Origin of the sequence: Kitasatospora viridis (assembly GCF_007829815.1) — a bacterium.
GTDB classification, from domain to species: Bacteria; Actinomycetota; Actinomycetes; order Streptomycetales; family Streptomycetaceae; genus Kitasatospora; species Kitasatospora viridis.
On the sequence record NZ_VIWT01000001.1, the window covers coordinates 1,987,075 to 2,011,246 of the forward strand.

Genomic DNA, 24,172 nt, shown 5'->3' on the forward strand with positions numbered 1-24,172 from the left:
CCCTGAGGTCACACCGTGAAACCACCTCCCCAGGGCGTGCCGGAAGGGGGACGGCCGGCGCTCGCCCCGGCCGTCCCGGTCCGGCACCCCGGGCGCTGGGCGGGCGCGGTCGTCGTCGCGGTCCTCGCGGCGATGCTGCTGCACGCCCTGGTCGCCAACCCGCAGTTCCACTGGCCGGTGATCCGGCAGTACCTGTTCGACCCCTCGATCCTGCACGGGCTGGGCGTGACGCTGGAGCTGACCGCACTGGCGATGCTGATCGGCGTGGCCGGCGGCACCGTGCTGGCGATCATGCGGCTGTCCCCCAACCCGGTGCTCTCCGGCACCGCCTGGTTCTACGTCTGGGTCTTCCGCGGCACCCCGCTGCTGGTCCAGCTGCTGTTCTGGAACTTCCTCGGCGCGCTGTGGAACCGGCTGTCGATCGGCGTGCCGTTCGGCGGCGCGCTCGGGCTGTCCGACGGCGGCGCGTTCTGGTCCGCGGACACCAACAAGCTGATCCCGCTGTTCGTCGCCGCGCTGCTGGGCCTGGGCCTCAACGAGGCCGCCTACATGGCCGAGATCATCCGCGGCGGCATCCAGTCGGTGTCGTCCGGCCAGACCGAGGCCGCGCTCGCGCTGGGCATGCGGCAGTCCACCACGATGCGCCGGATCGTGCTGCCGCAGGCGATGCGGGTGATCATCCCGCCGACCGGCAACGAGACCATCTCGATGCTCAAGACCACCTCGCTGGTCTCCGCGATCTCCCTGGAGGAGCTGCTGCGGGCCGGCGAGAACATCTACTCGCGGACCTTCCAGACCATCCCGCTGCTGGTCGTGGTGAGCATCTGGTACCTGTTCCTCACCTCGGTCCTGACGGTGGCTCAGTACTACGTCGAGCGGTATTACGCGCGCGGCGCCAACCGGGCGCTGCCGCCCACCCCGCCGCAACGGCTGTACCGGCTGCTGCGCGGGGCCGACCGACGGACGGGGGGCCCGCGGTGACCGACCTGAGCAAGGCGCAGCCCGCCGACCGGGTGGTGCCGATGGTGCGGGCCGAGGCGGTGCACAAGTCCTACGGCCCGCTGCAGGTGCTGCGCGGGATCGACCTGGAGGTCCGGGCCGGCCAGGTGTTCGTGCTGGTCGGGCCGTCCGGCTCGGGCAAGTCCACCTTCCTGCGCTGCGTCAACCACCTGGAGAAGGTCGACGGCGGCCGGCTCTGGGTGGACGGCGAGCTGGTCGGCTACCGGGAGGGCCGGGGCGGCCGGCTGTACGAGCTGAAGGACCGTGAGGTGGCCCACCGCCGGCGCGACATCGGCATGGTCTTCCAGCACTTCAACCTCTTCCCGCACATGACCGCCGCGCAGAACGTGATGGAGGCGCCGGTGCAGGTGAAGGGCGAGCCCCGGGCGGCCGCCCGGGAGCGGGCCCGGGCGCTGCTGGAGCGGGTGGGGCTGGCCGACAAGGCGGACAGCTACCCCGCCCAGCTCTCCGGCGGGCAGCAGCAGCGGGTGGCGATCGCCCGGGCGCTGGCCATGGAGCCCAAGCTGATGCTGTTCGACGAGCCCACCTCGGCGCTCGACCCGGAACTGGTCGGCGACGTGCTGGACGTGATGCGCGGCCTGGCCGAGGAGGGCATGACCATGGTCGTGGTGACCCACGAGATGGGCTTCGCCCGCGAGGTCGGCGACGCGCTGGTCTTCATGGACGGCGGCGTGGTGGTGGAGTCCGGCCACCCGCGCGAGGTGCTGACCGACCCGAAGCACGAGCGCACCAGGGCGTTCCTCTCCAAGGTGCTCTGACCCTGAGGAGCGCCGATCCCGGGGCGCGCCGGTACCGGCGCGCTGGTCCGTGCGGCCGCACCGGGCGGCGTAATAGGCTTAAGGCGAGACACCAGTTACCGCTCCCTCGGAGGATCCCGTGGAGCTCGCCCTCTACGCCGACTACGCCGTCCGGTTGGTCAACAGCGAGGAGCCGGACCGCGGCACCGACGCACTGACCGGCCCCGAGGCGGTGCGCGCGCTGTTCGCCAACCCGCTGTCGGTCGCCGCCCAGCTGGCCGGCCCGGACGACCTGGCCCCGATGCGGGAGCTGCGGTCCCGGCTGCGGGCGGTCTTCGAGGCCGCCGCCGACGGCCGCGAGACCACCGGGGTGGACCTGCTGAACGGCCTGCTCGCCGAGTACCCGGTGAGCCCGCAGGTCTCCGGCCACGACTACCTGGACGAGAGCGGACGGCCGCGCTGGCACCTGCACCTGGCCGACCACGCGGCCACCGCCACCGCCAACTTCGCCGCGCTGGCCTGCATGGGCCTGGCGATCCAGCTGACCGAGCTGGGCGCCGACCGGCTGGGCATCTGCCAGGCGGCGCCCTGCCGCAACGCCTACCTGGACACCTCGACCAACCGCTCCCGGCGCTACTGCTCGGACCGCTGCGCGACCCGGGCCAACGTGGCGGCCTACCGGGCCCGCAAGCGGGCCGAGGCGGCCCAGCAGGCCGCCCCGGACGCCGCTACAGCTCGGGGCTGAGCCGGCGGAACACCCCGAAGCGGGCCGCCAGCCCCGGCACCCGCCCGAGCGGCCAGCGGCACAGCGCCCGCTCCAGCCAGCCCGCCGGGGCCAGCCAGCCCACGCTGGGGCTGACCCGCGCCAGCACCCGGCCGAGCACCAGCTCGGGCGGCACCGCGCCGAAGTCCCGGCTGTCGTTGCCCAGGAACTGGTTGTCGGAGAGCAGCCACCAGCCCTTGCTCCGCAGTTCGGCGGCGCGCTTCACCACCAGCAGGTCCTGCCGCATCGGGTGACGGACCAGCAGCACCGCGCCGGGCCGGACCCTGGCGCCGTACCGGACCACCACCCTGTCCCCCGGGTAGAGGGTCGGGACCATCGAGGGCCCGTCCACGTCCACCACTCCGATCGGCACCAGCCCGCCCCCCGTGCGGACCACGGGTTCTGGGCCTGCGTCAGTGTCCCGCCGCCGCAGTGCCGCCATGCTGCCCACCTCCTCGTCATGCCGTTGCGGTCCGTGGAGCGGTGACCCGCTCCGGGTCCAGCATCCCGCATGCCCAACGCGTGCCCGATATCGCCCGGTTCCGACTCAACCTTTTGCCCTAGGCCGTCGTCCCGGCCATGAGATCGCGGATCGCTCGGGGTAATCTCGGCGCGGGAAGACGATCTAAGGAAGGACTCCCATGTTCTCTCGTCTGTTTGCGCCTCGTGTCACCGCCCACGCCCACTGCGACCTGCCCTGCGGTGTCTACGACCCGGCCCAGGCCCGGATCGAGGCCGAGTCGGTGAAGGCCACTCAGGAGAAGTACCAGGCCAACGAGGACGCCAGCTTCCGCGCCCGCGCCATCATCATCAAGGAGCAGCGCGCCGAGGCCGTCAAGCACCACCTGTCGGTCCTGTGGAGCGACTACTTCAAGGCCCCGCACTTCGAGACCTACCCGGGCCTGCACGACCTGTTCAACCGCGCCCTGAAGGCCGCCTCGGCCACCAAGGCGTCGAACGACCCGGCCACCGGCCAGGCCCTGCTCGACCTGATCGCCGAGATCGACGCGATCTTCTGGGAGACCAAGAAGGCCTGAGGCACCCGCCTCGCCCGACGGCGCCGCGCCCCCGCACCGGGGGCGCGGCGCCGTCGCGTCTCCCGGCTCCGGCGCCCGCCCAGTAGGCTCGACGGCATGATCCGAAACGCCGTCGTCGAGGACGTCCCCAGCATCGTCGAAATGATCCGCGAGCTCGCCGAGTACGAACGGGCGCTGCCCGAGGCGCGGGCGACCGAGGAACAGCTGCGCGAGGCGCTGTTCGGCGAGCAGCCGGCGGTGTTCGCGCTGATCGCCGAGGACGACGCGAGCCTGGAGACGGTCGGCTTCGCCCTGTGGTTCCGCAACTTCTCCACCTGGAAGGGCACCCACGGGATCTACCTGGAGGACCTGTACGTGCGCCCGGAGCACCGCGGCGGCGGCCACGGCCGGGCCCTGCTGACCGCGCTGGCCAGGACCGCGGTGGAGCGCGGCTACCAGCGCTTCGAGTGGAGCGTGCTGGACTGGAACGAGCCGTCGATCGGCTTCTACAAGTCGCTGGGCGCGGTGCCGATGGACGAGTGGACGGTCCACCGGCTCTCCGGCGAGGCGCTGGAGGCCCTCGGCCGGAGCTGACGCGGCGTCGGCCGGCCACCCCGCAGGGGGAATCCGGTCGCAGGTCGCGACATCTCTCGGCCGATCGCGGTAACGTCTCGGCGGACGGCCCGCGTCCGGTGCCGCCCGGCTGGGTAGGAGTCGGAACGTACCGCACCACCCCTCAAGACAGTTGGGGCGAAGCAGTTGAGCCAAGCAACAGAACGTGCTGGGGCCCACGGGGCCGAAGCACAGCACGTCACCCAGGAGGTGAGGGTGTCCCAGATCGACGGTGCTCCCGAGGAGCAGGCGGCGAACGACTTCGTGGAGGTCCGGCTGCCGGCCCAGGGGGCCTACCTCTCGGTGCTGCGGACGGCCACGGCCGGTCTCGCGGCGCGGCTGGACTTCACTCTGGACGAGATCGAGGACCTGCGGATCGCGGTCGACGAGGCCTGCGCGATCCTGCTCCAGCAGGCGGTCCCCGGATCGGTGCTGTCCTGCGAGTTCCGGCTGGTCGGGGACGCGCTGCGGGTGACCGTGGCCGCCCCGACCACCGACGGCCGGGCCCCCGAGCGGGACACCTTCGCCTGGACGGTGCTCTCCGCACTGGCCGGCGAGGTGGAGTCCTCGGTGGCCGAGGACCGCACGGTCAGCATCAGCCTGCACAAGAAGCGCGGCGGGACGCTGCTGCAGCCCTAGTTCCGACGACGGCCGGACCGTCCCGCGACCGGCACTCCCGCCGGACGGTCCGGTCGCGGAACAATCAATGTGATGGCCCGGCCGCTGCGGCGGTCCGGGCGCTCCCGGAACGGAACGGGGGATCACCGTGAGTGATCTGGATCGCAACTCCACCGTCGGGCCGCGGCCCGCGCGGGACCGGTCGACGGACGCGCCCGCGTCCGCCGGCGGTCCGGCCGCGGGCACGGCCGCCCGGCGCCGTACCGTGCCGGCGCAGCCCGGCGGGTCCGCCGGACCCGCCCCCTCCCCCGACGCGCACCCGAAGGACGCCCAGCGGATGAGCCAGCCGACCGACCCGACGCCGGATGGGACGGCGGCCGTGCCGCCGCCGTCCGACGAGCCCGACCCGCGCGAGCGGCGGGCCGAGGCTGCGGCCGATGACCAGCTGGGCGACGGGGAACTGGGTCCGGCGGCCGACACGGTGCGGGCCGCGGTGCCCGCCCAGGCCGCCGAGCGGCACCGCACGGCGGCCCCGGACCGGGAGGCCGCCCGGGCGCTGTTCGTGCAGCTCTCGGCGCTGCCGGACGGTTCGCCGGAGCGGGTCGAGCTGCGCAACCAGCTGGTCCGGATGCACATCCCGCTGGTCGAGCACCTGGCCCGGCGGTTCCGCAACCGCGGCGAGCCGCTGGACGACCTGACCCAGGTGGCGACCATCGGCCTGATCAAGTCGGTGGACCGGTTCGACCACGAGCGCGGGGTGGAGTTCTCCACCTACGCCACCCCGACCATCGTGGGCGAGATCAAGCGGCACTTCCGGGACAAGGGCTGGGCGGTCCGGGTGCCGCGCCGGCTGCAGGAGCTGCGGCTCTCGCTGACCACCGCGACCAGCGAGCTCTCCCAGCGGCACGGCCGCTCCCCCACGGTGCACGAGCTGGCCGAGCACCTGGGGATCTCCGAGGAGGACGTGCTGGAGGGCCTGGAGTCGGCGAACGCCTACTCCACCCTCTCGCTGGACGTGCCGGACAGCGACGACGAGTCGCCGGCCGTCGCCGACACCCTGGGCGCCACCGACGAGGCGCTGGAGGGGGTCGAGTACCGCGAGTCGCTGAAGCCGCTGCTGGCCCAACTGCCGCAGCGCGAGCAGAAGATCCTGGTGCTGCGGTTCTTCCGGAACATGACGCAGTCTCAGATCGCCGCCGAGGTGGGGATCTCGCAGATGCACGTGTCGCGCCTGCTGGCCCGCACGCTCGCCCAACTGCGGGACAAGCTGCTCGTCGAGGAGTGACCAGCGGAAGCATGCGCCGGGGCGCGCGCCGAAAGGCGCGCGCCCCGTTGGCACTTCAGTGCGCTCGGCACTCCCGGTGAATCAGCTCTCCGGCTGGTAGAGCGCCGCGGTCACCTTCGGGTTGAGCAGCAGCACCAGCCCGGCCAGCCCGGCCACGCCGACCAGCGCGCCGAGCCCGGCCATCACGTCGCCGGCCCCCCACATGAACCAGGCCACCGGCAGCGCCAGGGTGTGGATCAGCACCGCCGGGGTGCGCCCCCAGCGGCGCAGCTTCAGCAGCCCCCGGGCGGCCACCAGCGGCAGCAGGCCGAGCAGCAGGATCACCACGCCGCCGTACTCGGCCAAGCCCTGGTTGCGGGTGCTCTCGACCAGGGCGGCCACGATGATGTAGCCGCCCCAGACCACGAGCGCGGAGCCCTCGGCGACGGTCAGGGCCACCCCGGCCAGCAGCGGGGTGGGGCGCGCGGGACGCGCGGCGGGAGCGGGAGCGGATTCGGCGGTCACTCCAGCAGGGTAGCCGCCGCCTCCCGGGCACCGAGCCGTAGGCTGAACCTCATGCGCGCGCTCCTGGTCGTCAACCCGAAGGCCACCACCACCAGTGGCCGGACCAGGGACGTACTGACCCACGCCCTGCGCAGCGACCTCAAGCTGGACGTCGCGGTCACCGAGTACCGCGGACACGCCCGTGACCTGGCCCGGGCGGCGGTGGCGGACGGCTCGGTCGACCTGGTGGTGGCCCTGGGCGGCGACGGCACGGTCAACGAGGTGGTGAACGGCCTGCTGGCGCACGGGCCGGGCGAGAAGGTGCCGCGGCTGGCGGTGGTGCCGGGCGGCTCGACCAACGTCTTCGCCCGGGCGCTCGGCCTGCCGAACCACCCGGTGGAGGCGACCGGCGTGCTGCTGGACGCGTTGGACTCCGGGCGGGAGCGGGCGATCTCGCTGGGCAAGGCGATGAGCCCCGGGCTGCCCGACCGCTGGTTCACCTTCACGGCCGGGCTGGGCTTCGACGCCGCGGTGGTCGGCCGGGTGGAGGAGCAGCGCCGGTCCGGCCGGCGGTCCACCCACGCGCTGTACGTGCGCGAAGCGCTGCGGCACTGGGTGACCGAGCGTGAGCGGCGCAAGAACGGGCCCGTCACGCTGGAAATCCCCGGCCGGGCACCGCAGTCGGGCCTCGTGATGTCAATAGTGTCGAACACCTCGCCGTGGACATTCCTGGGCAGCCGCCCGGTGCTTCCCTCCCCTTCCGCGTCCTTCGAAACCGATCTGGACATCTTCGGCATCACTCGAATGACCGCGTTCGGAACCGCTCGCACGATCCGTCAGATTCTGCGCCCGCACACGCCTTCGGAGCAGCCGGGCCAGGCCGCCGCGGTGACCGGCAAGCACGTCGTGTCCTATCACGACGTCAGGCACTTCACCTTGGTTTCACAGGAACCGGCCCCATTTCAGGTCGATGGGGACCACCTTGGAGACAGGAGCCGCGTCAGTTTCACAGGCGTACGCCGGGCACTGCGTGTGATTGTGTGACCAGAAGGGGGTCCTGCCCTTCTTCTCGAACGTGCGAGCCCCCTTCACCCCATAGAAGTACCGCCTGTGAGGTAGGCGACACCGATGAATCAAAAATTCCTCCTCGAAGGGGGTTGTATCCGAGCCTGAGGTTTGCGAACCTCTACATGGCGAACGGGACGCGTCGCAGCGGGACAGCGAGGCGGCCCCACTGTTGCATCCCACTCAGCCTCCGGCTGGGGATCCCACAGGATTTCGCCCGAACCCCACTCAGCACAGACCTCCAGGCCGTAGAGGCCGCTGGTCGCTGTTTGCCGTTGTGGGATTCGTGAAAGCGTTCACATTCACAAGCCATCGATAGCGCTGGAGGCCACCGCCTCCGGCGGGAGGAGTTGGACGACCATGGACTGGCGCCACCGCGCTGTCTGTCGCGAAGAGGACCCGGAGCTGTTCTTCCCGATCGGGAACACCGGCCCTGCTCTGCTGCAGATCGAGGAAGCCAAGGCCGTGTGCCGCCGTTGCCCGGTCATGGAGCAGTGCCTGCAGTGGGCGCTCGAGACCGGTCAGGACGCCGGCGTCTGGGGCGGCATGAGCGAGGACGAGCGTCGTGCGATGAAGCGCCGCGCCGCCCGCAACCGCGCCCGCACCGCCTGAGCGGTCGATCGAGTTCCGATCGCTCTCCGTTAGTCAGCAGTATCGATCAACACATGATCACAGGCTTCGACCGCCACTCCGTCGAAGCCTTCCGCAGGAGCCGCCGCGCCCTGGCACAACGGCCGGCGCGGCCAACCGACGCTGCGACTCACCCGGGTCCGGATACTTGCCACTGTTCACGCAGAGCAATATCGTGGACCTGAGACGCTCACCGTACGCAAGGACGGGGACCGCGTCTCGCCCACAGAGCCCCCGTTCCGACCGACTCCCCCCGACGGCCGGAACGGGTTGAGAGGCCCTGTCGACCCTCCCCCCCCGGTCGACAGGGCCTCGTTTCTTCTTCCCCCGGCTCCCCTCCCCCGGTCACCGGCCTACCACGGCCCGCCGGTTGACGGGCCGTCAGCCGCTCACCTGACCGGGATCTCCAGCACCACCCGGGTGCCGCCGCCGGGCGCGTCGACCATGTCGAAGGTGCCGCCCAGCTCGTTGGTGGCCAGGGTCCTGACGATCTGCAAGCCGAGGTTGCCGCCCTGCTGCGGGTCGAACCCCTCCGGCATGCCGCGGCCGTCGTCCTGCACGGTGATCATCAGGTACTCCTCCGGCCGGGCGCCGCCGGTCCAGCTGTCCGACCAGCCCTTGCCGCCGGCCGGCGCGCGGCCGCGCAGCGCGCTCACCGAGAGGGTGCCCGAGCTGCGGCCGCCGAAGGCGTGCTCCAGCGCGTTCTGCAGCAGCTCGGTGAGCACCATCGCCAGCGGGGTGGCCACCTCGGCGGAGAGGATGCCGAAGGAGCCGCTGCGCCGGGTGGTCACCGCACCGTCCTGGGAGAGCTCCATCACCATCGCCAGCACCCGGTCGGCGATCTCGTCGAAGGCCACCTGCTCGTCCAGGGTCTGCGACAGCGTCTCGTGCACGATGGCGATCGAGCCGACCCGGCGGACCGCCTCGTCCAGCGCGGCCCGGGCCGAGTCGTCGCCCATCCGGCGGGACTGCAGCCGCAGCAGCGCGGCCACCGTCTGCAGGTTGTTCTTCACCCGGTGGTGGATCTCCCGGATGGTGGCGTCCTTGGTCATCAACTCCCGGTCGCGGCGGCGCAGCTCGGTGACGTCCCGGCAGAGCACCAGCGAACCGGTGGGCACGCCCTTGGGCTTGAGCGGGATCGCGCGCAGCGTGACCACCCCGTCCTGCGCCTCCACCTCGGCCTGCCGGGGCGCCCAGCCGCTGGCCAGCTTGACCAGCGCCTCGTGCACCGCGGCGCGCGACGGGGGCACCAACTCGGCCGTGGTGCGCCCGAGGTGACCACCGACCAGGTCGGTGGTCAGGCCCAGGCGGTGGTAGGCGGAGAGCGCGTTGGGGCTGGCGTAGGTGACGATGCCGTCGGCGTCCAGCCGGATCAGGCCGTCGCCGACCCGGGGGGCGGCGTCCATGTCCACCTGCTCGCCCGGGTAGGGAAACGTTCCTGCGGCGATCATCTGGGCCAGGTCGGAGGCGCTCTGCAGGTAGCTGAGCTCCAGCCGGCTCGGCGTGCGCACGGTGAGCAGGTTGGTGTTGCGGGCGATCACCCCGAGCACCCGGCCCTCCCGGCGGACCGGGATCGACTCCACCCGGACCGGCACCTCCTCGCGCCACTCCGGGTCGCCCTCGCGGACGATCCGCCCCTCGTCGAAGGCGGCGTCCAGCAGCGGGCGGCGACCGCGCGGGACCAGGTGGCCGACCATGTCGTCCTGGTACGAGGTCGGGCCGGTGTTCGGGCGCATCTGGGCCACCGAGACGTACCGGATGCCGTCCCAGGTGGGGATCCAGAGCACCAGGTCGGCGAAGGACAGGTCGGATAGCAGCTGCCACTCCGAGACCAGCAGGTGGAGCCACTCCACGTCGGCACCGGTGAGGGTGGTGTGGCGGCGGACGAGTTCGTTCAACGAGGGCACAACGCGAGCGTAGCCAACCGGTGGCCGCACGGCTGCCCCAAGGTTGTCCAGACCAATTTCAGGGCTCTCCTGGACAACCCAGATTGGTCTAGTCCACAATGGTGATGCACCAAGGAGAGACCACCGCGCAACTGCCCTGACCACGCGCGGCCTCTCCGCGGTCGGCCCGTTCGGCGCCGGGGTCCCGCACAATCCCAGCACCGTCCACACGGACCGACGAGAGCTCCGGGCTACGGCGCTGCGCGGGTTGAGGGTCCCGCGTCGCGCCGTGGCCCGTAGTGCTTTTCCGGCTCCGCCTCCGAAGCGAGAGCTCCGGGCTACGGCGCTATGGGCCCCTCCTGCCCGCTGGCGGGCAAGGAGGGAGGGTTGAGGGTCCCGCGTCGCGCCGTGGCCCGTAGTGCTTTTCCGGCTCCGCCTCCGAAGCGAGAGCTCCGGGCTACGGCGCTATGGGCCCCTCCTGCCCGCTGGCGGGCAAGGAGGGAGGGTTGAGGGTCCCGCGTCGCGCCGTGGCCCGTAGTGCTTTTCCGGCTCCGCCTCCGAAGCGAGAGCTCCGGGCTACGGCGCTATGGGCCCCTCTCCCCCAGCCTCCGGCCGGGGGGACCCCCCGCCCGCTGGCGGGCAAGGAGGGAGGGTTGAGGGTCCCGCGTCGCGCCGTGGCCCGTAGTGCTTTTCCGGAGGCTCCTGTGGGGGCCCCTCAGTGCGTTTCGGTCACCTTGGCGAGGGCGCGGGGGGCGTCCGGGTCCTGGCCGCGGGCGATGGTGATCTCGTGGGCGAGCTGCTGGAGCGGCAGGATCTCCAGCACCGGCTGGACCTCCTCCGGCACCCCGGCCGGCAGCACGAACCCCGCCGAGGCCGCCGCCACCTGCTCGCGCTGGCCCACCACCATCAGGTCCGCCCCGCGCCCGCGCAGCCGGTCCAGCACCGGCTGCAGCGCCTCGCCGCCCTTGCCGTCGGGCACGATCGCGATCACCGGCGAGACGTTGTCCACCATCGCCAGCGGCCCGTGCAGCAGGTCGGCGCCGGAGAACGGGGTGGCCGGGATGTAGGTGGTCTCCATCAGCTTCAGCGCCGCCTCCCGGGCGGTCGGGTAGCCGTAGCCGCGCGAGGTGATGACCAGCCGCTGGGCGAACCGGTAGCGCTCGGCCAGCGCGCGCACCTCGCCCTGGCGGGCCAGCACGGCCTCGGCGAGCTCCGGCAGCTCGCGCGCCGCGGCCCCGCCCTCGCCGCGCATCCCCCGCACGAACAGGTAGAGCGCGAGCAGCTCGGCCGTGTAGGTCTTGGTGGCCGGCAGCGCGCGCTCCAGGCCGGCCAGCACGTCGATGTGGAACTCGGAGGCCTCGGCCAGCGGGGAGGCCGGGTTGTTGGTGACCGCCAGGGTGACCGCCCCCGCCTCCCGGGCCGCCCGGGTGGAGGCGAACAGGTCGGGCGAGCCGCCGGACTGGCTGACGGTGACCACCAGCACGTCGGTGAGGTCGGGCCGCGCGCCGTACGCGGTGGTGGTCGACATCGAGGCGAGCCCGGCGGGCTTGCCGAGCACCACCTCGACCAGGTACTTGGCGTACAGCGCCGCGTTGTCGGAGGTGCCGCGCGCGGTCAGCAGCACGAACCGCGGCCGCCGGGCCGCGATCTGCCCCGCGACCGCCCGGATCGGCTCGGCCCCCTGCTCCAGGATCCGCCGCAGCACCGCCGGCTGCTCGGCGATCTCCGCCGCCATGATCCGGCCGGGCGCGCCCGCCTGGTGGTCACTGGTCATGGTCTGAGCCTCCGTCACATCGAGCCCGTTGTGCCGGTGTTGATCGTATGGCCGGACCGGCCCGGCGGGCCGGATCAGCGCGCGGCGGCCGGTCGCCTCGGACCGGCCGCCGCGCAGGACTGATTGCCGGTCAGGACCGGTCGTCGGTCAGGACTGATTGTTGATCAGCTGGTTGATCTGCGCGTCGGCCGCCTTCGCCGCCTGGTCGACGGACTTGCCGGCCAGGATCGAGTTCAGCATGTTGACCAGCACGTTCTGCTTCTCCACCTGCGCCCAGCCGGGGGCCAGCGGGGTGAACCAGGCATCGGGGACGGAGTTGGCGGCCGCGGCGGTGTCCGGCTTGTACTTGAGCGGGTCGAGCTGGGTGAGGTTGTTCGGCAGGATGTTCTTGCTCGCCAGCAGCGCCTCCGACTTGGCGCTGGTGAAGAGCTTGACCCAGGCCGTGGCGGCCGCGGTGACCTGGGACTTCGCGGTGATCGCCAGGTCGGAGCCGCCGATGAAGGAGGGCAGCGGCTGGCCGTTCGGGCCGGGGAAGGCGGCCACCTTGAGGCTGTCCTTCAGCGAGGGGTCGGCACCGGCCGTGCCGGCGGCGTTGGCCGCCTCCCAGCTGTTGCCGTAGAGCACCGCGGCCTTCTGCTGGCCCAGCACGTCCGACTGGTGCAGCTCGTTGACCGTCAGGTCGCCGTGGTTGTAGCGCTTGACCAGGTCGACGAAGTGCTGGATGCCCTGCTCCGCCTTCGGGTCCTCCAGCGTGCCGTGCCAGTTGCCGGCGCTGTCGAACTTGGCGATGGTGCCGCCGTACGCCGCCACGTAGGACATCGCCGCGTACCAGTAGGGCCCGGGCAGGTAGAGGGCGGAGAACGACTTGTCGTCCTTGTGCGCGGCGGCCACCTTGTCCATCGCGGCCTTCAGGTCGTCCTCGGTCTTCGGGAAGTCGGCGCTGCCGGTGGCCTGCTGGAGCATCGCGCTGTTGTAGATGCCGACTCTCGCACCGGCGTAGTAGGGCACGCAGAACAGCTTGCCGTTGTACGTGCAGGTGTCCTCCAGGCCGCGGATCCAGCTGTCGGAGTTGTCGTAGTCGGTGCGGTCGAGCTGGGCCAGCGAGCCGTTCAGGATGTACTTCATGGTCTCGGTGTTGCCGAGTTCCACCACGTCCGGCGCCTTGTCCTGGCCGAGCGCGGTGTCCAGGTTGGCGACCTTGTCGGTCCAGTTCTGGTAGCTCAGCTTGAGCGTGACGTTCGGGTACTGCTGGGCGAACTCGTCGTTGACCTGCTGCACCAGGTCGGGCCAGCTGGTCTGGGCGTCGTTCATCAGCCAGACGGTGAGCGTGCCGGTCATCGCCCTGGGATCGGTCGACTTCCCGGCGGCGGGGCCACCGCCGCCGCCCCCGCAGGCGCTCAGGCTCACGGCGAGCGCGGTGCCGACGGTCGCGGCAAAGAGCTGACGACGCTTCACGCAATCCTCCCGGGAAAACGGTTTGAGGGACGCCCGGGACGAACGTCGGCCGGGGCAACCGAGGTCGGGGGTGGTCCAGACCAGATTTCTGGAGCCTGGCCTAGACCAAACCCGATGTCAACGCGGAACGGCCGTCAAACCCCCGCCGTTGCACACCCGTTGTGCACAGTAAGCAGTGTGAGACGGTTTCACTACCCGAGGTTGCCTTAATGCCTGCTTAAGGCATGACAAGTCCGCCACGAACCATTGGGGCAAGGCATTGCGGCAGGACATTACGGAAAGCCGTTGTGACGGGCATTCAGGGAATTCCCAGGAAATGCACCGGGGCCCCGGCGGAGGATTTCTCCTCCACCGGGGCCCCGGTACTGAGCGGCGGTCAGAAAGCTTTCAGCGGCTGACCGTGGGCTGGCCCGTGAGCACCTCCACGGCGGCCAGCCCGCAGACCCGCGCCGCGCCGTGGGTGGCGATGTGCAGCGCGCCGGCCGGGCGGGCCTGCGGCACCCCCATCTCCACCACCAGCGAGTCCGGGCGGGCGTTCAGCAGCAGGCGCAGTGCCGCTGACATCCAGTCGTGGCGGTGCACGTCGCGCACCACCAGCACCAGCCGGCGGCCCTCGGCCGCGGCCAGCAGGTCGGTCACCAGCGCGTCCAGCTCGGCCTCGCCGGCCTGCTCCGGGCCGATGCCGCGGCTGCGGGTGCCCGGGAAGCGCTCGGCCAGCATGCCGGCCACGCCCCACGGGGTGTCGTCGCCGACCGCGATGTTGGACTCCGGCGAGAAGGAGGCGACGAACGGCCGGTCGGTCACCGGCACGAACGGCCGCGCCGGATCGGCGGTCACCTTGAGCGCCCGGCGGGCGGCCCGCAGGCCGATCGACAGGTCCGGCTCGACCGGGGCCTTCAGCCGGCCCTGCCGCGCCCAGGAGCCCAGCTCCCGGACCCGGGCGGCCGCGTCGGCCAGCCGCTCCGGGGCCAGCCGGCCCTCCCGGACCGCCGCCACGATGGCGTCCCGCAGCTCCAGCACGGTCTCCTCGTCGCACAGCCCGCCGCCCACGCAGATCGCGTCGGCGCCGGCGGCCAGCGCCAGCACGGTGCCCCGGGCGATGCCGTAGGTGTCGGCGATGGCGCCCATCTCGATCGCGTCGGTGACGATCAGGCCCTGGTAGCCGAGACCGCCCGCGCTCTCCGGCGCCCGCAGCAGACCGCCCAGCACCGCCGCGCTCAGCGTGGCCGGGAACTGCGGGTCGAGCGCCGGGATCATGATGTGCGCGCTCATCAGTGCCTTGACGCCGGCCGCCACCGCGGCCCGGAACGGCGGCAGGTCGCGGGCGCGGACCAGCTCCTCGTCCACGTCGATCAGCGGCAGGCCGTGGTGCGAGTCCACGTTGGTGTCGCCGTGGCCCGGGAAGTGCTTGGCGCAGGCGGCGACGCCGGCCTCCTGCAGGCCCTCCACCCAGGCGGCGGTGTGCCGGGCGCAGAGCTCGGGGTCGGCGCCGAACGAGCGCACCCCGATGATCGGGTTGCCCGGGTTGGAGTTGACGTCGGCGGCCGGCGCCCAGTTGAAGTTGACCCCGCACTCGGCCAGCGCCCGGCCCAGCTCGCGGGCCACGTCCCGGGTCAGGGCCGGGTCGTCGATCGCGCCGAGCGCCAGGTTGCCCGGCCAGGAGGAGCCGGAGCCGACCTCCAGGCGGGTGACGTCGCCGCCCTCCTCGTCGATCGCGATCAGCAGGTCCGGGTTCTCCCGGCGCAGTTCGGCGGTGAGCGCGGCCAACTGGGCCTGGTCGGTGACGTTGCGGCCGAACAGCGCGACCGAGCCGAGGCCGGCGGCGATGTGCCGGTGCACCCACTCGGGGGGCGTGCTGCCCTCGAAGCCGGGCTGCAGCACGGTGAGCGCGTCGCGGTGCAGCTGGTCGCTGTCCTGGACGGTCTGGGTCAGGATGCTCAAGGGTCAGCCCTTTACTGCGCCGTCGGTCAAACCGCCGACGGCCTTGCGCTGGAACAGGAAGAAGATCAGCAGCACCGGGAGGGAGAACAACGTGGAGGCGGCCATGGTGGCGCCCCAGTCGTCGCCGAAGGTGGTCTGGAACGAGGTCAGCCAGAGCGGCAGGGTCTGCGCGGTGCCGGGGCCGGTCGCCTTGTTCAGGACCAGGACCAGCGGCAGCTCGTTCCACGCGGTGATGAAGCCGAACAGCGAGGTGGACATCAGGCCGGGCGCGAGCAGCGGGAAGATCACCCGGACGAAGGCCTGGAAGCGGGTGCAGCCGTCCACCATCGCGGACTCCTCCAGCTCCTTGGGCACGGCGGCCATGAAGCCGCGCAGCGTCCAGATCGTGAAGGGCAGCACCATCATCATGTAGAAGAGGGTCAGCGGCACCAGGCTGTTCAGCATGTTGTTGTCGCGCACGATCATGTAGATCGAGATCGTCATGACCTCCCACGGCGCCATCTGGGAGACCATCACCACCAGCACGAAGGCCTTGCGGCCGCGGAACCGCATCCGGGTGACGGCGAAGGCGGCCGCCGTGGCGATCACCAGCGAGGCGCTCACCGCGACCACCGTGACGATGAAGCTGTTGGCGACGAAGGACCAGAACTGGTCGGCGCCGGTGGCGGTGGAGAAGTGCTCCAGGGTGCCGTTGAACGGGATGAAGACCGGGGTCTTGCTGATGATGTCGCCGGTCTTCTTGAAGGCCGTGCTGATCATCCAGTAGACGGGGAACGCGAAGAAGATGACGAGGACGACGGCGATGGCGTTCGGCCAGCTGCGTCCCAGCACGGAGCGCCTCACAGCTCGTCCTCCTGCTTGATGATGATCCGGAAGTAGTAACCCATCAGCACCGAGAGCATCAGGATGGTGAGCACCGCGATCGCCGACCCGACGCCGTAGTGCTGGTTGCCGACGCCCTCGATGAAGGCGTAGACGGGCAGGGTCTCGGTGAGCCGCTGCGGTCCGCCGTCGTTGATGGCGTAGACCTGGGTGAAGCACTTGAAGATCCAGATGACCTCAAGGAACGTGGTGCCGAGGAAGAACGGCTTCAGGTTCGGGTAGATCACCGAGGTGAAGATCTTCCAGGAGCCGGCGCCGTCCAACCGGGCCGCCTCGTACAGCTCGTTGGGGATCGTGGTCAGCGCGCCGTACATGTTGAAGGCGACGAACGGGATCGAGCCCCAGACGATCAGCAGGATGATCACGAAGAACGTGGAGTACTGCGAGCTGTACCAGTTGTAGTCGGCCATGCTGTGCCAACCGAGCTTGTCCAGGAACCAGTTGACCACGCCGTAGCGGGAGTCGAAGAGCCAGGTGAAGACGGTGGTCTGGGCCACGAACGGCATCGCCCAGGCGAGCATCAGGCTGATCTGCAGCGCCAGCCGCATCTTCTTGCCGAGCCGGTTCAGCAGCAGGCCGACCAGCGTGCCGATCACCATGACCAGCACCACGTTGATCACGGTGAAGGCGACCGAGCGGCCGGCGGTGTGCCAGAACTCGCTGCTGGACAGCTGGTCGGTGTAGTTCTTGAACCCGGTCCACTGGGTCTCGTGCAGGATCAGCTGACGCTTGTTCAGGTTCTGGAAGGACAGGATGACCGTCTCGACCAGCGGCCACAGGAGCAGCGCCAGGGTGGCCGCGATGGCCGGGAGCAGCAGCAGGTAGGGCGTGCTGCGGCTCAGCGGACCGGGACCGGCGGACGGCCTCGACCCCTTGGGAACGTCACCGCCGACACCCGCGCCGGGCGTCTTGGCCCGTACCGGTTCCGACTGAACAGCCATCGGTTGTTCTCTCTTCCTCACGCCTGGCCGACTGGGGTGGCCGACTGGGTTGCCCGAAACGGGGGCAGCGACGCCGCCCACCGGCCTCGTCCAGCCCGGCCGGGGCCGGGCCGTGGGAGGCCGGTGGGCGACGCCGCCCGGGTCCTACTGGCTCTGGCCGAGCCGCTTGGTGATCTCGTCGTCGTACTTCTTGGCGGTGCTGTCGTAGTCGGCGCCCTGGAGGACGGCGGCCAGGAAGTCCTTGATCGGGTTCGGGTCGTTCTCGACGTTCGACCAGTTCGCCAGGTTCGGCGTGGTGGCGCCGTTGGCGGAGGCCGGCAGCGCGGCCTTGTCGAACTCGGTGGTGGCCAGCGAGTCCAGCGAGGTCTTGTTCGGGATCAGACCGGCGGAGGCCATCTGGCCCTCGAACTTGTCCGACATCGCGAGCTTCAGGAAGCCCTTGGCCAGGTCCTGGTTCTTGGTGTCCTGGGCGATCGCCAGGTTGGAGCCGCCGAGGAAGACGCCGGACGGCTTGTCCGCGGTCTTGCCGGGGACCGAGAAGAAGCCGATCTGGTCGGCCGGCATGTCCTTGGGGGCCGGGGCCTCCCAGCCGAGGCCGATCATCGAGCCGATGGTGCCCTTGGGGAACAGGGTGGACTGCTGCGGGGTCGCCTCGTCCTTGTCCTTGGGGGCGGTCGAGTAGCTCTGCAGCTTCTGGAAGGTGGCGAAGGCGTCCTTGGCCTCCGGCGACTCCAGGTTGCCGACCCACTTGCCGTTGACCTGCTTGGCGATCTGGCCGCCCTCGCCGGCGATCAGGCCGAAGTAGGTGTACCACTCCTCGCCGGGCAGGTAGATCGGGTCCTGCACGCCCGCGGCCTTGAGCTTGTCCAGGTCGCCGTAGTACTCGTCCAGCGTGGTCGGCGTGGCGGTGATGCCGGCCTTGGTGAACAGCGCCTTGTTGTAGATGACGACGCGGTTGGTGAAGTACCACGGGGCGGCGTACTGCTTGCCGTCCAGCACGGAGGAGGCGTTCAGGTTCGCGGCCCAGTCGGTGCCGCCGAGGTCGGCCTTCGACGAGGTCAGGTCGAGCAGGCCGCCCGAGGCCGCGTAACCCGCGGTCTGGGTGTTGCCGACCTCCAGGACGTCCACCGAACCCTCGGAGAGGGCGGTGGTGACCTTCTGGCCGATCCCGTCCCACTTCTGGATCTGGATGTTGAGCTTGGCGCCCGGGTACTGCGACTCGAAGTCGGCCTTGATGCCGTCCTGCCAGGTCTGCGGGGCCGAGCCGTCCATCAGCCAGACGTTCAGGGTCTTGCCGTTGTAGTTGGCCGGCTTGCCAGCGTTGTCGTCCTTCTTGGCCGAAGAACCACAGGCCGCGACGCCGACGACCATTGCCGCGACGCCGACCGCCGCGATGAGCTGACGCTTCACGCCATCCTCCTGAGGGATGCCCGGGGACCCCCATCGGTGGCCGGCGACATACTCCCGCATACTGTCCGAAAGTGGTGTCGCGAACCCTGAGATGGGCTGGGGATTCATGAGTTGGTCCACAGTGGTGTAGACCAGATGCCTGGAGCTTGGCCTAGACCAATGGGTGTGTCAACGGGCCGATGAGCAATCCGGACGAGCCGTTACCAAGCCGACACCGCTACTCGTTCATCACGTGATGAGCTCCCCGTCGCCCAGGCATACGTGCAACGATGTGTGCCGTTAACGAGGTAGTGGGGTCGATCGCGGACCCCGGCAGGAGCGGAGAAGCGGCTCATGAGCACCGACGGGGGCACCACGGCCCAGCTCGCCCAGACGGGGGCGCTGCCCACGCAGTCCGCCACCACGGGCGACCCCGCGGCAGCGCGCGTGCCCAAGTACTACGGCCTGAAGCGGCACCTGCTCCAGCTGACCGAGACCCAGCCGGCCGGCACCCCCGTGCCGCCGGAGCGGGCACTGGCCGCCCAGTTCGACACCTCCCGCACCACCGTCCGGCAGGCCCTGCAGGAGCTGGTGGTGGAGGGGCGGCTGGAGCGGATCCAGGGCAAGGGCACCTTCGTCGCCAAGCCCAAGGTCGCCCAGGCGCTGCAGCTGACCTCCTACACCGAGGACATGCGGGCCCAGGGCCTGGAGCCGACCTCCCGGCTGATCGAGGTCGGCTACGTGACCGCCGACGACCGGCTGGCCCCCCTGCTGGACATCAAGCCCGGCAGCCGGGTGCTGCGGATCGAGCGCCTGCGCCTGGCCAACGGCGACCCGATGGCGATCGAGGTGGCCCACCTCTCGGCCAAGCGGTTCCCGGCGCTGCGCCGCAACCTGGTCAAGCACAACTCGCTCTACACCGCACTGCGCGAGGTGTACGGGGTGGTGGTGGCCGAGGCCGAGGAGACCATCGAGACCACGCTGGCCAACCCGCGCGAGGCCGGGCTGCTCGGCTCCGACCTCGGACTGCCTATGCTCCAGCTCTCCCGGCACTCCTTCGACGCCGAGGGCGCACCGGTGGAGTGGGTGCGCTCGATCTACCGGGGCGACCGGTACAAGTTCATCACCCGTCTGCAGCGGCCCAGCTGAGCCGCAGACCTCCCGCCCGGGCGACGGCCCGGGGTGACGGCCCACGGGCCGGCGCCCCGGGCCGTCTCGCTTTTCCGGGCCGTCTCGCTTTTCCGGGCCGTCTCGCTTTTCCGGGCCGTCGGGCTGCCGTGGGCCGTTGCGCTGCCGCGCGCCGAGTCGCTGGCGCGGCGTCACCGCGCCTGAACCGGAACACCGTTGACACTTTTGCGTGGTCTAGTCCAATCTGTCCATGAACACCAGTTCGGATCCGGCGAGGGCCCGTTGTCCAGACCAACGGCCGCTGCCGGCCCGATGGTTCACGGCTGCCCCGAGGACGGCCGGACCAGGGCCGCCCCTCCCGCCGCCGATCCCCGCACCCCTGCCTGCTCGATCCTTGGAGCGACCGCATGGCGACGTACCCCCACCTGTTCCGGGCCGCCTCCCAGCGCCCGTACTTCAGCAACGACGGCGAGTCCTACCTCGCGCAGACCCCGTTGCGGGACATCGAGAAGGACCTCCCGCTGCGGGTGCTCTCCCCCGAGGACTTCCGGCACTGGCAGGACTACGGCTACGTGGTGGTCCGGGAGGCGATCCCGGCGGCCGCCGCCCGGGCCCTGCTCGACTTCGCCTGGGACTTCCAGCGGCTCGACCCCACCGACCCCGAGAGCTGGTACCAGGACCGTCCGTTCCGCGACGACCTCGACCGCCACCTGCACGTCTACGGCTTCGTCGAGGCCTACCAGCACCAGCTGATCTGGGACAGCCGGCAGAACCGGCGGGTCTACGACGCCTTCGTCGACGTCTGGGACTGCGAGGAGCTCTGGGTCACCCTGGACCGGCTCAACCTCAACCCGCCCAACGTGCGCAACCGCGACCGGGCGCTGATCGAGCCCACCGACCGCGGCTTCGACATCGAGCTGCACTGGGACGTGGACACCACGCTGACCGTGCTGCCGCAGCGGGTGCAGGGCATCATCGCGCTGGGCGACACCGAGCCCGAGCTCGGCGGCTTCCAGTGCGACCCGGAGCTGTTCCACCGCTTCGATGACTGGAAGTCCCGCCAGCCCGCCGACCGCGACCCGATCCGCCCCGACGTGGACCGCACGGAGTTCCCGGTGGTCCGCCCGCAGCTGAAGGCCGGCGACCTGCTGATCTGGAACGGCCTGCTGGCCCACGGGGTGGCCCGCAACACCTCGGCCGACGGCGTGCGCGCCGTCCAGTACCTGTCGATGATGCCCGCGCTGGAGGAGCACACCCGGATGCGGGAGTCCCGGATCGACTCCTGGCAGCACCTCACCACGCCGGACTGGAACAAGACCCTGGTCGGCGACCTGACCGAGCACGAGTCGCTGCGCTACGGCGCCGCCGAGCTCGACCCGCTCGGCGAGCGGCTGCTGGGCCTCAAGTCCTGGGACTCCTGGACCTCCGGGACCTCCCGGAACTCCCAGAACTCCCGGAACGGAGAGCCGGTATGAGCACCACCGACCGGAGCACCGGAGTGCGGCGGATCTGCCTGGCCCTGCCGACCAACCGGGCCTGCGTGCCGACCCTGGCGCAGATCGGCGCCGAGGCGGCGCACGCGGCCCGGACCTTCGGCGTGGCCGTCGAGCTGCTGGTACTGGACTCGGCCGACCCGGCGGCGCTGGCCGAGCACGCGGCGGCGCTGCGCGCGCTGCCCGCGGCGCCCGGGGTGACCGTGCACCACCTGGACGAGGCCGCCCAGCGCGCCTTCCTGGCCGCCGCCGTCGAGCGTTCGGGGCTGGCCAAGCCGGAGCTGCTGCTCGACCTGATGCTGCCCGCGGGCGTCTCCTACGGCGCCTGCACCAACCGGGCGTTCCTGATCGCCGCCGCGCTCGGCTGCGAGTCGGTGCACCGGCGCGACTCCGACCTGCACTACCAGCAGCACGACGGGGCGCCGCTGTACCCGATCGACCAGGAGCTGGCGAGCATCGGCAGGCCGGCCGCCGAGGCCGCCGCCGAGGTGACCGAGCACGCCCTGGCCCCGGAGCTGGCCGAGCGGCCGGTGGCCCTGGTCGGCGCCTCCTTCATCGGCGAGCTCTCGGTGGACATCGGCGAGATCGAGCGGCTGGACCCGCAGGTGTACCACGACGTGGTCAGCCTGTGGGCGCCGGTCGACTGGACCGAGGAGGAGAAGCAGCACCTGGTCGAGGAGTCCTTCCGGGGCGCCGGCACCGAGCCGTTCACCGCCGACCGGAGCGTGCTCGACGTGATCGACATGTGGCGGCTCGACATGTGCAACATCGCCTTCCACCGGGACGTCTACCAGCAGGTGCCGCTGCTGCCGGCCTGCGACACCATCGGCAGCGACTACTTCCTGATCCACCTGGTCTTCGACGCCAAGCTGCCCGGGGTGGTGCACAACCGGCACATCGTCAACTTCTACGACGGCGAGCGGCGCACCGACGCCGGCTTCCAGGCCTACCAGCTGCGGTTCGCCAAGTTCCTGCTCTCGATGCTCTACCTCAACCACGTCTACCGGCGGATGGGCGAGCTCGGCGGCGAACTGGGCCTCGGCCTGCTGACCCCGGAGCTGACCGCGCGGGGCGACCTGATCGCCGCGCTGGCCCGGGAGAGCGCCGGCCTGGACCGCGCCGAGAACCGCTGGCGGCTCGCCGAGGTGGACGCCAACTACCGCAAGCTGGGCGGCCGTTACGCCCAGTTCGCGGACCGGCTGGCGGAGCTCGGCGAGCAGCTGCTGGACGAGGCGCAGGCCGACATCGAGGACTTCGCGCTGCTCACCGAGGGCTGGGCCGACCTGGTCGCCGCCGCCACCGGGATCGGCCTCGACCGGGCCGCGAGCCATGCGCCTTGACCCCCGCCTGCGGGCCGCGCTGACCGCCGCCGACCGTGACGTGATCATCTACGACCTGGCCGGGATCGCCGCGCAGTACGCCGCCCTGCTGCGGCAACTGCCCGGCGTCTCGGTGCGGTTCGCGATGAAGGCGGGCCCGGTGGACGAGGTCCTGACCACCCTGGCCGAGGCCGGCGCCGGCTTCGACGCGGCCAGCCCGAACGAGATCGCCCAGGCGCTGCGGACCGGCGCGCCCGCGAGCCGGATCCACTACGGGAACACCATCAAGTCCGACCGGCAGATCGCCGAGGCGCACGCCCTCGGCGTGCGCGACTTCGCCACCGACAACCTGGCCGACGTGGCCGCGATCGCCGCGAACGCCCCCGGCGCCCGGGTCTTCTGCCGGCTGGCCACCAGCGGCGAGGGCGCGCTGTGGGGCCTGAGCCGCAAGTTCGGCTGCTCGGCCCGGGACGCGGTGCGGGTGCTGGACGGCGCCCGGCGGGCCGGGCTGGTGCCGGCCGGCCTGTCGGTGCACGTCGGCTCGCAGCAGATGCAGGCCGAGGGCTGGCAGAGCGCCTTCGACACGCTGGCCGACGTGCTCACCGAACTGCGCCGCCGGGGCATCGCGGTGGACCACGTCAACCTGGGCGGCGGCCTGCCCGCGCTCGGCTGCCTGGACAAGCACGGCCGACCGCTGGACCCGCCGCTGGAGAAGATCTTCACGGTGATCCGGGAGGGGCAGCAGCGCCTGCGCGAGGCCGCCGGCACCCCGCTGGACTTCCTGATCGAGCCCGGCCGCCACCTGGTCGCCGAGCACGGCGCGATCCGCGCCGAGGTGCTCCGGCTGACCGACCGCGAGCAGCTCGGCGGCGAGCGCGACCACTGGCTCTACCTGAGCTGCGGCAAGTTCAACGGGCTCTACGAGATGGACGAGTTGCAGTACCCGCTGGTCTTCCCCGGCCACCCGGCCGGGGAGCTGGTGCCGGCCGTGGTGGCCGGCCCGACCTGCGACAGCGACGACGCCTTCTGGCACCGGGACGGCCAGGGCCTGGTGCCGGTGCCGGCCGGGCTGGCCTCCGGGGACCCGGTCTGGGTGCTCGGCTGCGGGGCCTACGCGACCAGCTACCTGACCCAGGGCTTCAACGGCTTCACGCCGCTGCCGTACCGCTGCCTGCCGGTGACCGGCACTGCCGAGGAGGCCTGATGCTCCGTCAACTCGAACTGCGCGCCCTCGCCGAGTCGGACTGGCCCGGCGTCACCGCGCTGGAGGCCGAGACCTACGGGCCGCTCGGACTCTCCGAGGACCCGGCCGCGCTGCGCTCCCGGGCCGCCGCCTCGCCGCGGACCAACCTGGTGCTGGCCGACGGCCCCGACCGGGTGGCCGGCTACCTGCTCTCGCTCCCCTACCCGGACGGCGGCTTCCCCGACCTCGCCCGGGTCGAGACCGCCGCGGCGCGCGCCGACCGGCCCGACAACCTGCACATCCACGACCTCGTGGTGGCCCGCGAGCACCGCTCGCGGGGCCTGGCCGAGCGGCTGCTGGACCGGCTGGTCGAGATCGCGTCGGCGGCCGGCTACCGCCAGCTCTCCGGCGTCGCGGTGAACGGCGCGCACGCCCGCTGGGAGCGCAGCGGCTTCCGCAGCCACCCCGAGGTGCCGATCCCGGACTACTACGGGCCCGGCGCGGTGTACATCCGCCGCCCGCTCCACTCCCCCACCCCCGAAGGACGCTGAT

23 protein-coding genes are annotated in these 24,172 nt (G+C 71.4%); 14 read left to right on the forward strand and 9 right to left on the reverse strand.

Going from position 1 to position 24,172, the window contains the following annotated elements:
* The first annotated feature begins 15 nt into the window (after positions 1–15).
* The 3 genes from FHX73_RS08760 (at position 16) to FHX73_RS08770 (ending at position 2,502) form a co-directional block, all read left to right on the forward strand.
* On the forward strand, positions 16–981 hold the full coding sequence (locus FHX73_RS08760; RefSeq protein WP_246213422.1) for an amino acid ABC transporter permease: 966 nt from the start codon (positions 16–18) through the stop codon (positions 979–981).
* Between the two features lie 41 nt (positions 982–1,022).
* On the forward strand, positions 1,023–1,778 hold the full coding sequence (locus FHX73_RS08765; RefSeq protein WP_145908155.1) for an amino acid ABC transporter ATP-binding protein: 756 nt from the start codon (positions 1,023–1,025) through the stop codon (positions 1,776–1,778).
* A gap of 118 nt (positions 1,779–1,896) precedes the next feature.
* On the forward strand, positions 1,897–2,502 hold the full coding sequence (locus FHX73_RS08770) for a CGNR zinc finger domain-containing protein (RefSeq protein ID WP_145904456.1): 606 nt from the start codon (positions 1,897–1,899) through the stop codon (positions 2,500–2,502).
* On the opposite strand, the gene sodX is transcribed toward FHX73_RS08770, so the two are convergent.
* A complete protein-coding gene (gene sodX, locus FHX73_RS08775) occupies positions 2,486–2,893 on the reverse strand; it encodes a nickel-type superoxide dismutase maturation protease (RefSeq protein ID WP_342795288.1) in 408 nt (135 codons plus the stop codon). The two genes, FHX73_RS08770 and sodX, sit on opposite strands and share 17 nt — an antisense overlap.
* A 268-nt stretch (positions 2,894–3,161) precedes the next feature.
* On the opposite strand from sodX, the gene sodN reads away from it, so the two are divergent.
* From sodN to FHX73_RS08795, 4 genes are all read left to right on the forward strand, one after another.
* Positions 3,162–3,557 (forward strand): superoxide dismutase, Ni, encoded by a 396-nt coding sequence (gene sodN / locus FHX73_RS08780; protein ID WP_145904458.1) that lies wholly within the window; start codon positions 3,162–3,164, stop codon positions 3,555–3,557.
* Positions 3,558–3,653: 96 nt separating this feature from the next.
* Positions 3,654–4,130, forward strand: coding sequence for a GNAT family N-acetyltransferase (locus FHX73_RS08785; RefSeq protein WP_145904459.1), 477 nt, complete (start codon positions 3,654–3,656; stop codon positions 4,128–4,130).
* Between the two features lie 234 nt (positions 4,131–4,364).
* Positions 4,365–4,787, forward strand: coding sequence for an ATP-binding protein (locus tag FHX73_RS08790; RefSeq protein WP_145904460.1), 423 nt, complete (start codon positions 4,365–4,367; stop codon positions 4,785–4,787).
* A gap of 316 nt (positions 4,788–5,103) precedes the next feature.
* The gene (locus FHX73_RS08795; protein WP_425461434.1) at positions 5,104–6,051 is read left to right on the forward strand and encodes an RNA polymerase sigma factor SigF; all 948 of its coding nucleotides are present in this window, start codon (positions 5,104–5,106) and stop codon (positions 6,049–6,051) included.
* Between the two features lie 81 nt (positions 6,052–6,132).
* Here FHX73_RS08795 and FHX73_RS08800 read toward each other — a convergent pair whose 3' ends face one another.
* The gene (locus FHX73_RS08800) at positions 6,133–6,555 is read right to left on the reverse strand and encodes a hypothetical protein (protein ID WP_145904461.1); all 423 of its coding nucleotides are present in this window, start codon (positions 6,553–6,555) and stop codon (positions 6,133–6,135) included.
* A gap of 51 nt (positions 6,556–6,606) precedes the next feature.
* Here FHX73_RS08800 and FHX73_RS08805 point away from each other — a divergent pair, with 51 nt between their 5' ends.
* Both FHX73_RS08805 and FHX73_RS08810 read left to right on the forward strand, forming a co-directional pair.
* Positions 6,607–7,578, forward strand: coding sequence for a diacylglycerol/lipid kinase family protein (locus FHX73_RS08805; RefSeq protein WP_145904462.1), 972 nt, complete (start codon positions 6,607–6,609; stop codon positions 7,576–7,578).
* A 381-nt stretch (positions 7,579–7,959) separates the two neighbouring features.
* Entirely contained in the window at positions 7,960–8,211 is a 252-nt protein-coding gene (locus FHX73_RS08810; protein ID WP_014138019.1) for a WhiB family transcriptional regulator, read from the forward strand.
* Between the two features lie 407 nt (positions 8,212–8,618).
* On the opposite strand, the gene FHX73_RS08815 is transcribed toward FHX73_RS08810, so the two are convergent.
* The 7 genes from FHX73_RS08815 to FHX73_RS08845 form a co-directional block, all read right to left on the reverse strand.
* A complete protein-coding gene (locus FHX73_RS08815; protein WP_211786160.1) occupies positions 8,619–10,136 on the reverse strand; it encodes a sensor histidine kinase in 1,518 nt (505 codons plus the stop codon).
* Positions 10,137–10,830: 694 nt separating this feature from the next.
* Positions 10,831–11,889: an SIS domain-containing protein gene (locus FHX73_RS08820; RefSeq protein ID WP_145904463.1), complete on the reverse strand. Its 1,059-nt coding sequence runs from the start codon at positions 11,887–11,889 to the stop codon at positions 10,831–10,833.
* A 147-nt stretch (positions 11,890–12,036) separates the two neighbouring features.
* The gene (locus tag FHX73_RS08825; RefSeq protein ID WP_145904464.1) at positions 12,037–13,344 is read right to left on the reverse strand and encodes an extracellular solute-binding protein; all 1,308 of its coding nucleotides are present in this window, start codon (positions 13,342–13,344) and stop codon (positions 12,037–12,039) included.
* Positions 13,345–13,731: 387 nt separating this feature from the next.
* Positions 13,732–15,276, reverse strand: a complete 1,545-nt coding sequence (locus tag FHX73_RS08830) for a glycoside hydrolase family 3 protein (RefSeq protein ID WP_145908158.1) — start codon at positions 15,274–15,276, stop codon at positions 13,732–13,734.
* Positions 15,277–15,288: 12 nt separating this feature from the next.
* Positions 15,289–16,128 carry a carbohydrate ABC transporter permease gene (locus FHX73_RS08835; protein ID WP_145904465.1) on the reverse strand — a complete coding sequence of 280 codons (840 nt, stop codon included), beginning with the start codon at positions 16,126–16,128 and terminating at the stop codon, positions 15,289–15,291.
* Complete coding sequence (locus tag FHX73_RS08840; protein WP_145904466.1) at positions 16,125–17,108, reverse strand: carbohydrate ABC transporter permease; 984 nt, start codon at positions 17,106–17,108, stop codon at positions 16,125–16,127. Before FHX73_RS08840 ends, FHX73_RS08835 begins: the two co-directional genes overlap by 4 nt.
* 144 nt (positions 17,109–17,252) lie before the next feature.
* A complete protein-coding gene (locus FHX73_RS08845; protein ID WP_145904467.1) occupies positions 17,253–18,518 on the reverse strand; it encodes an extracellular solute-binding protein in 1,266 nt (421 codons plus the stop codon).
* A gap of 333 nt (positions 18,519–18,851) precedes the next feature.
* Between FHX73_RS08845 and FHX73_RS08850 the strand changes: the two genes are divergently transcribed.
* The 5 genes from FHX73_RS08850 to FHX73_RS08870 all read left to right on the forward strand — a co-directional run bounded on the left by FHX73_RS08850 (position 18,852) and on the right by FHX73_RS08870 (position 24,171).
* Complete coding sequence (locus tag FHX73_RS08850; RefSeq protein WP_145904468.1) at positions 18,852–19,646, forward strand: GntR family transcriptional regulator; 795 nt, start codon at positions 18,852–18,854, stop codon at positions 19,644–19,646.
* Between the two features lie 386 nt (positions 19,647–20,032).
* Complete coding sequence (locus FHX73_RS08855) at positions 20,033–21,100, forward strand: phytanoyl-CoA dioxygenase family protein (RefSeq protein WP_145904469.1); 1,068 nt, start codon at positions 20,033–20,035, stop codon at positions 21,098–21,100.
* A complete protein-coding gene (locus tag FHX73_RS08860) occupies positions 21,097–22,458 on the forward strand; it encodes a DUF6271 family protein (protein ID WP_246213425.1) in 1,362 nt (453 codons plus the stop codon). Before FHX73_RS08855 ends, FHX73_RS08860 begins: the two co-directional genes overlap by 4 nt.
* On the forward strand, positions 22,448–23,641 hold the full coding sequence (locus tag FHX73_RS08865) for a type III PLP-dependent enzyme domain-containing protein (RefSeq protein WP_145904470.1): 1,194 nt from the start codon (positions 22,448–22,450) through the stop codon (positions 23,639–23,641). Before FHX73_RS08860 ends, FHX73_RS08865 begins: the two co-directional genes overlap by 11 nt.
* Positions 23,641–24,171: a GNAT family N-acetyltransferase gene (locus FHX73_RS08870; RefSeq protein ID WP_145904471.1), complete on the forward strand. Its 531-nt coding sequence runs from the start codon at positions 23,641–23,643 to the stop codon at positions 24,169–24,171. Before FHX73_RS08865 ends, FHX73_RS08870 begins: the two co-directional genes overlap by 1 nt.
* Position 24,172: the final 1 nt, after the last annotated feature.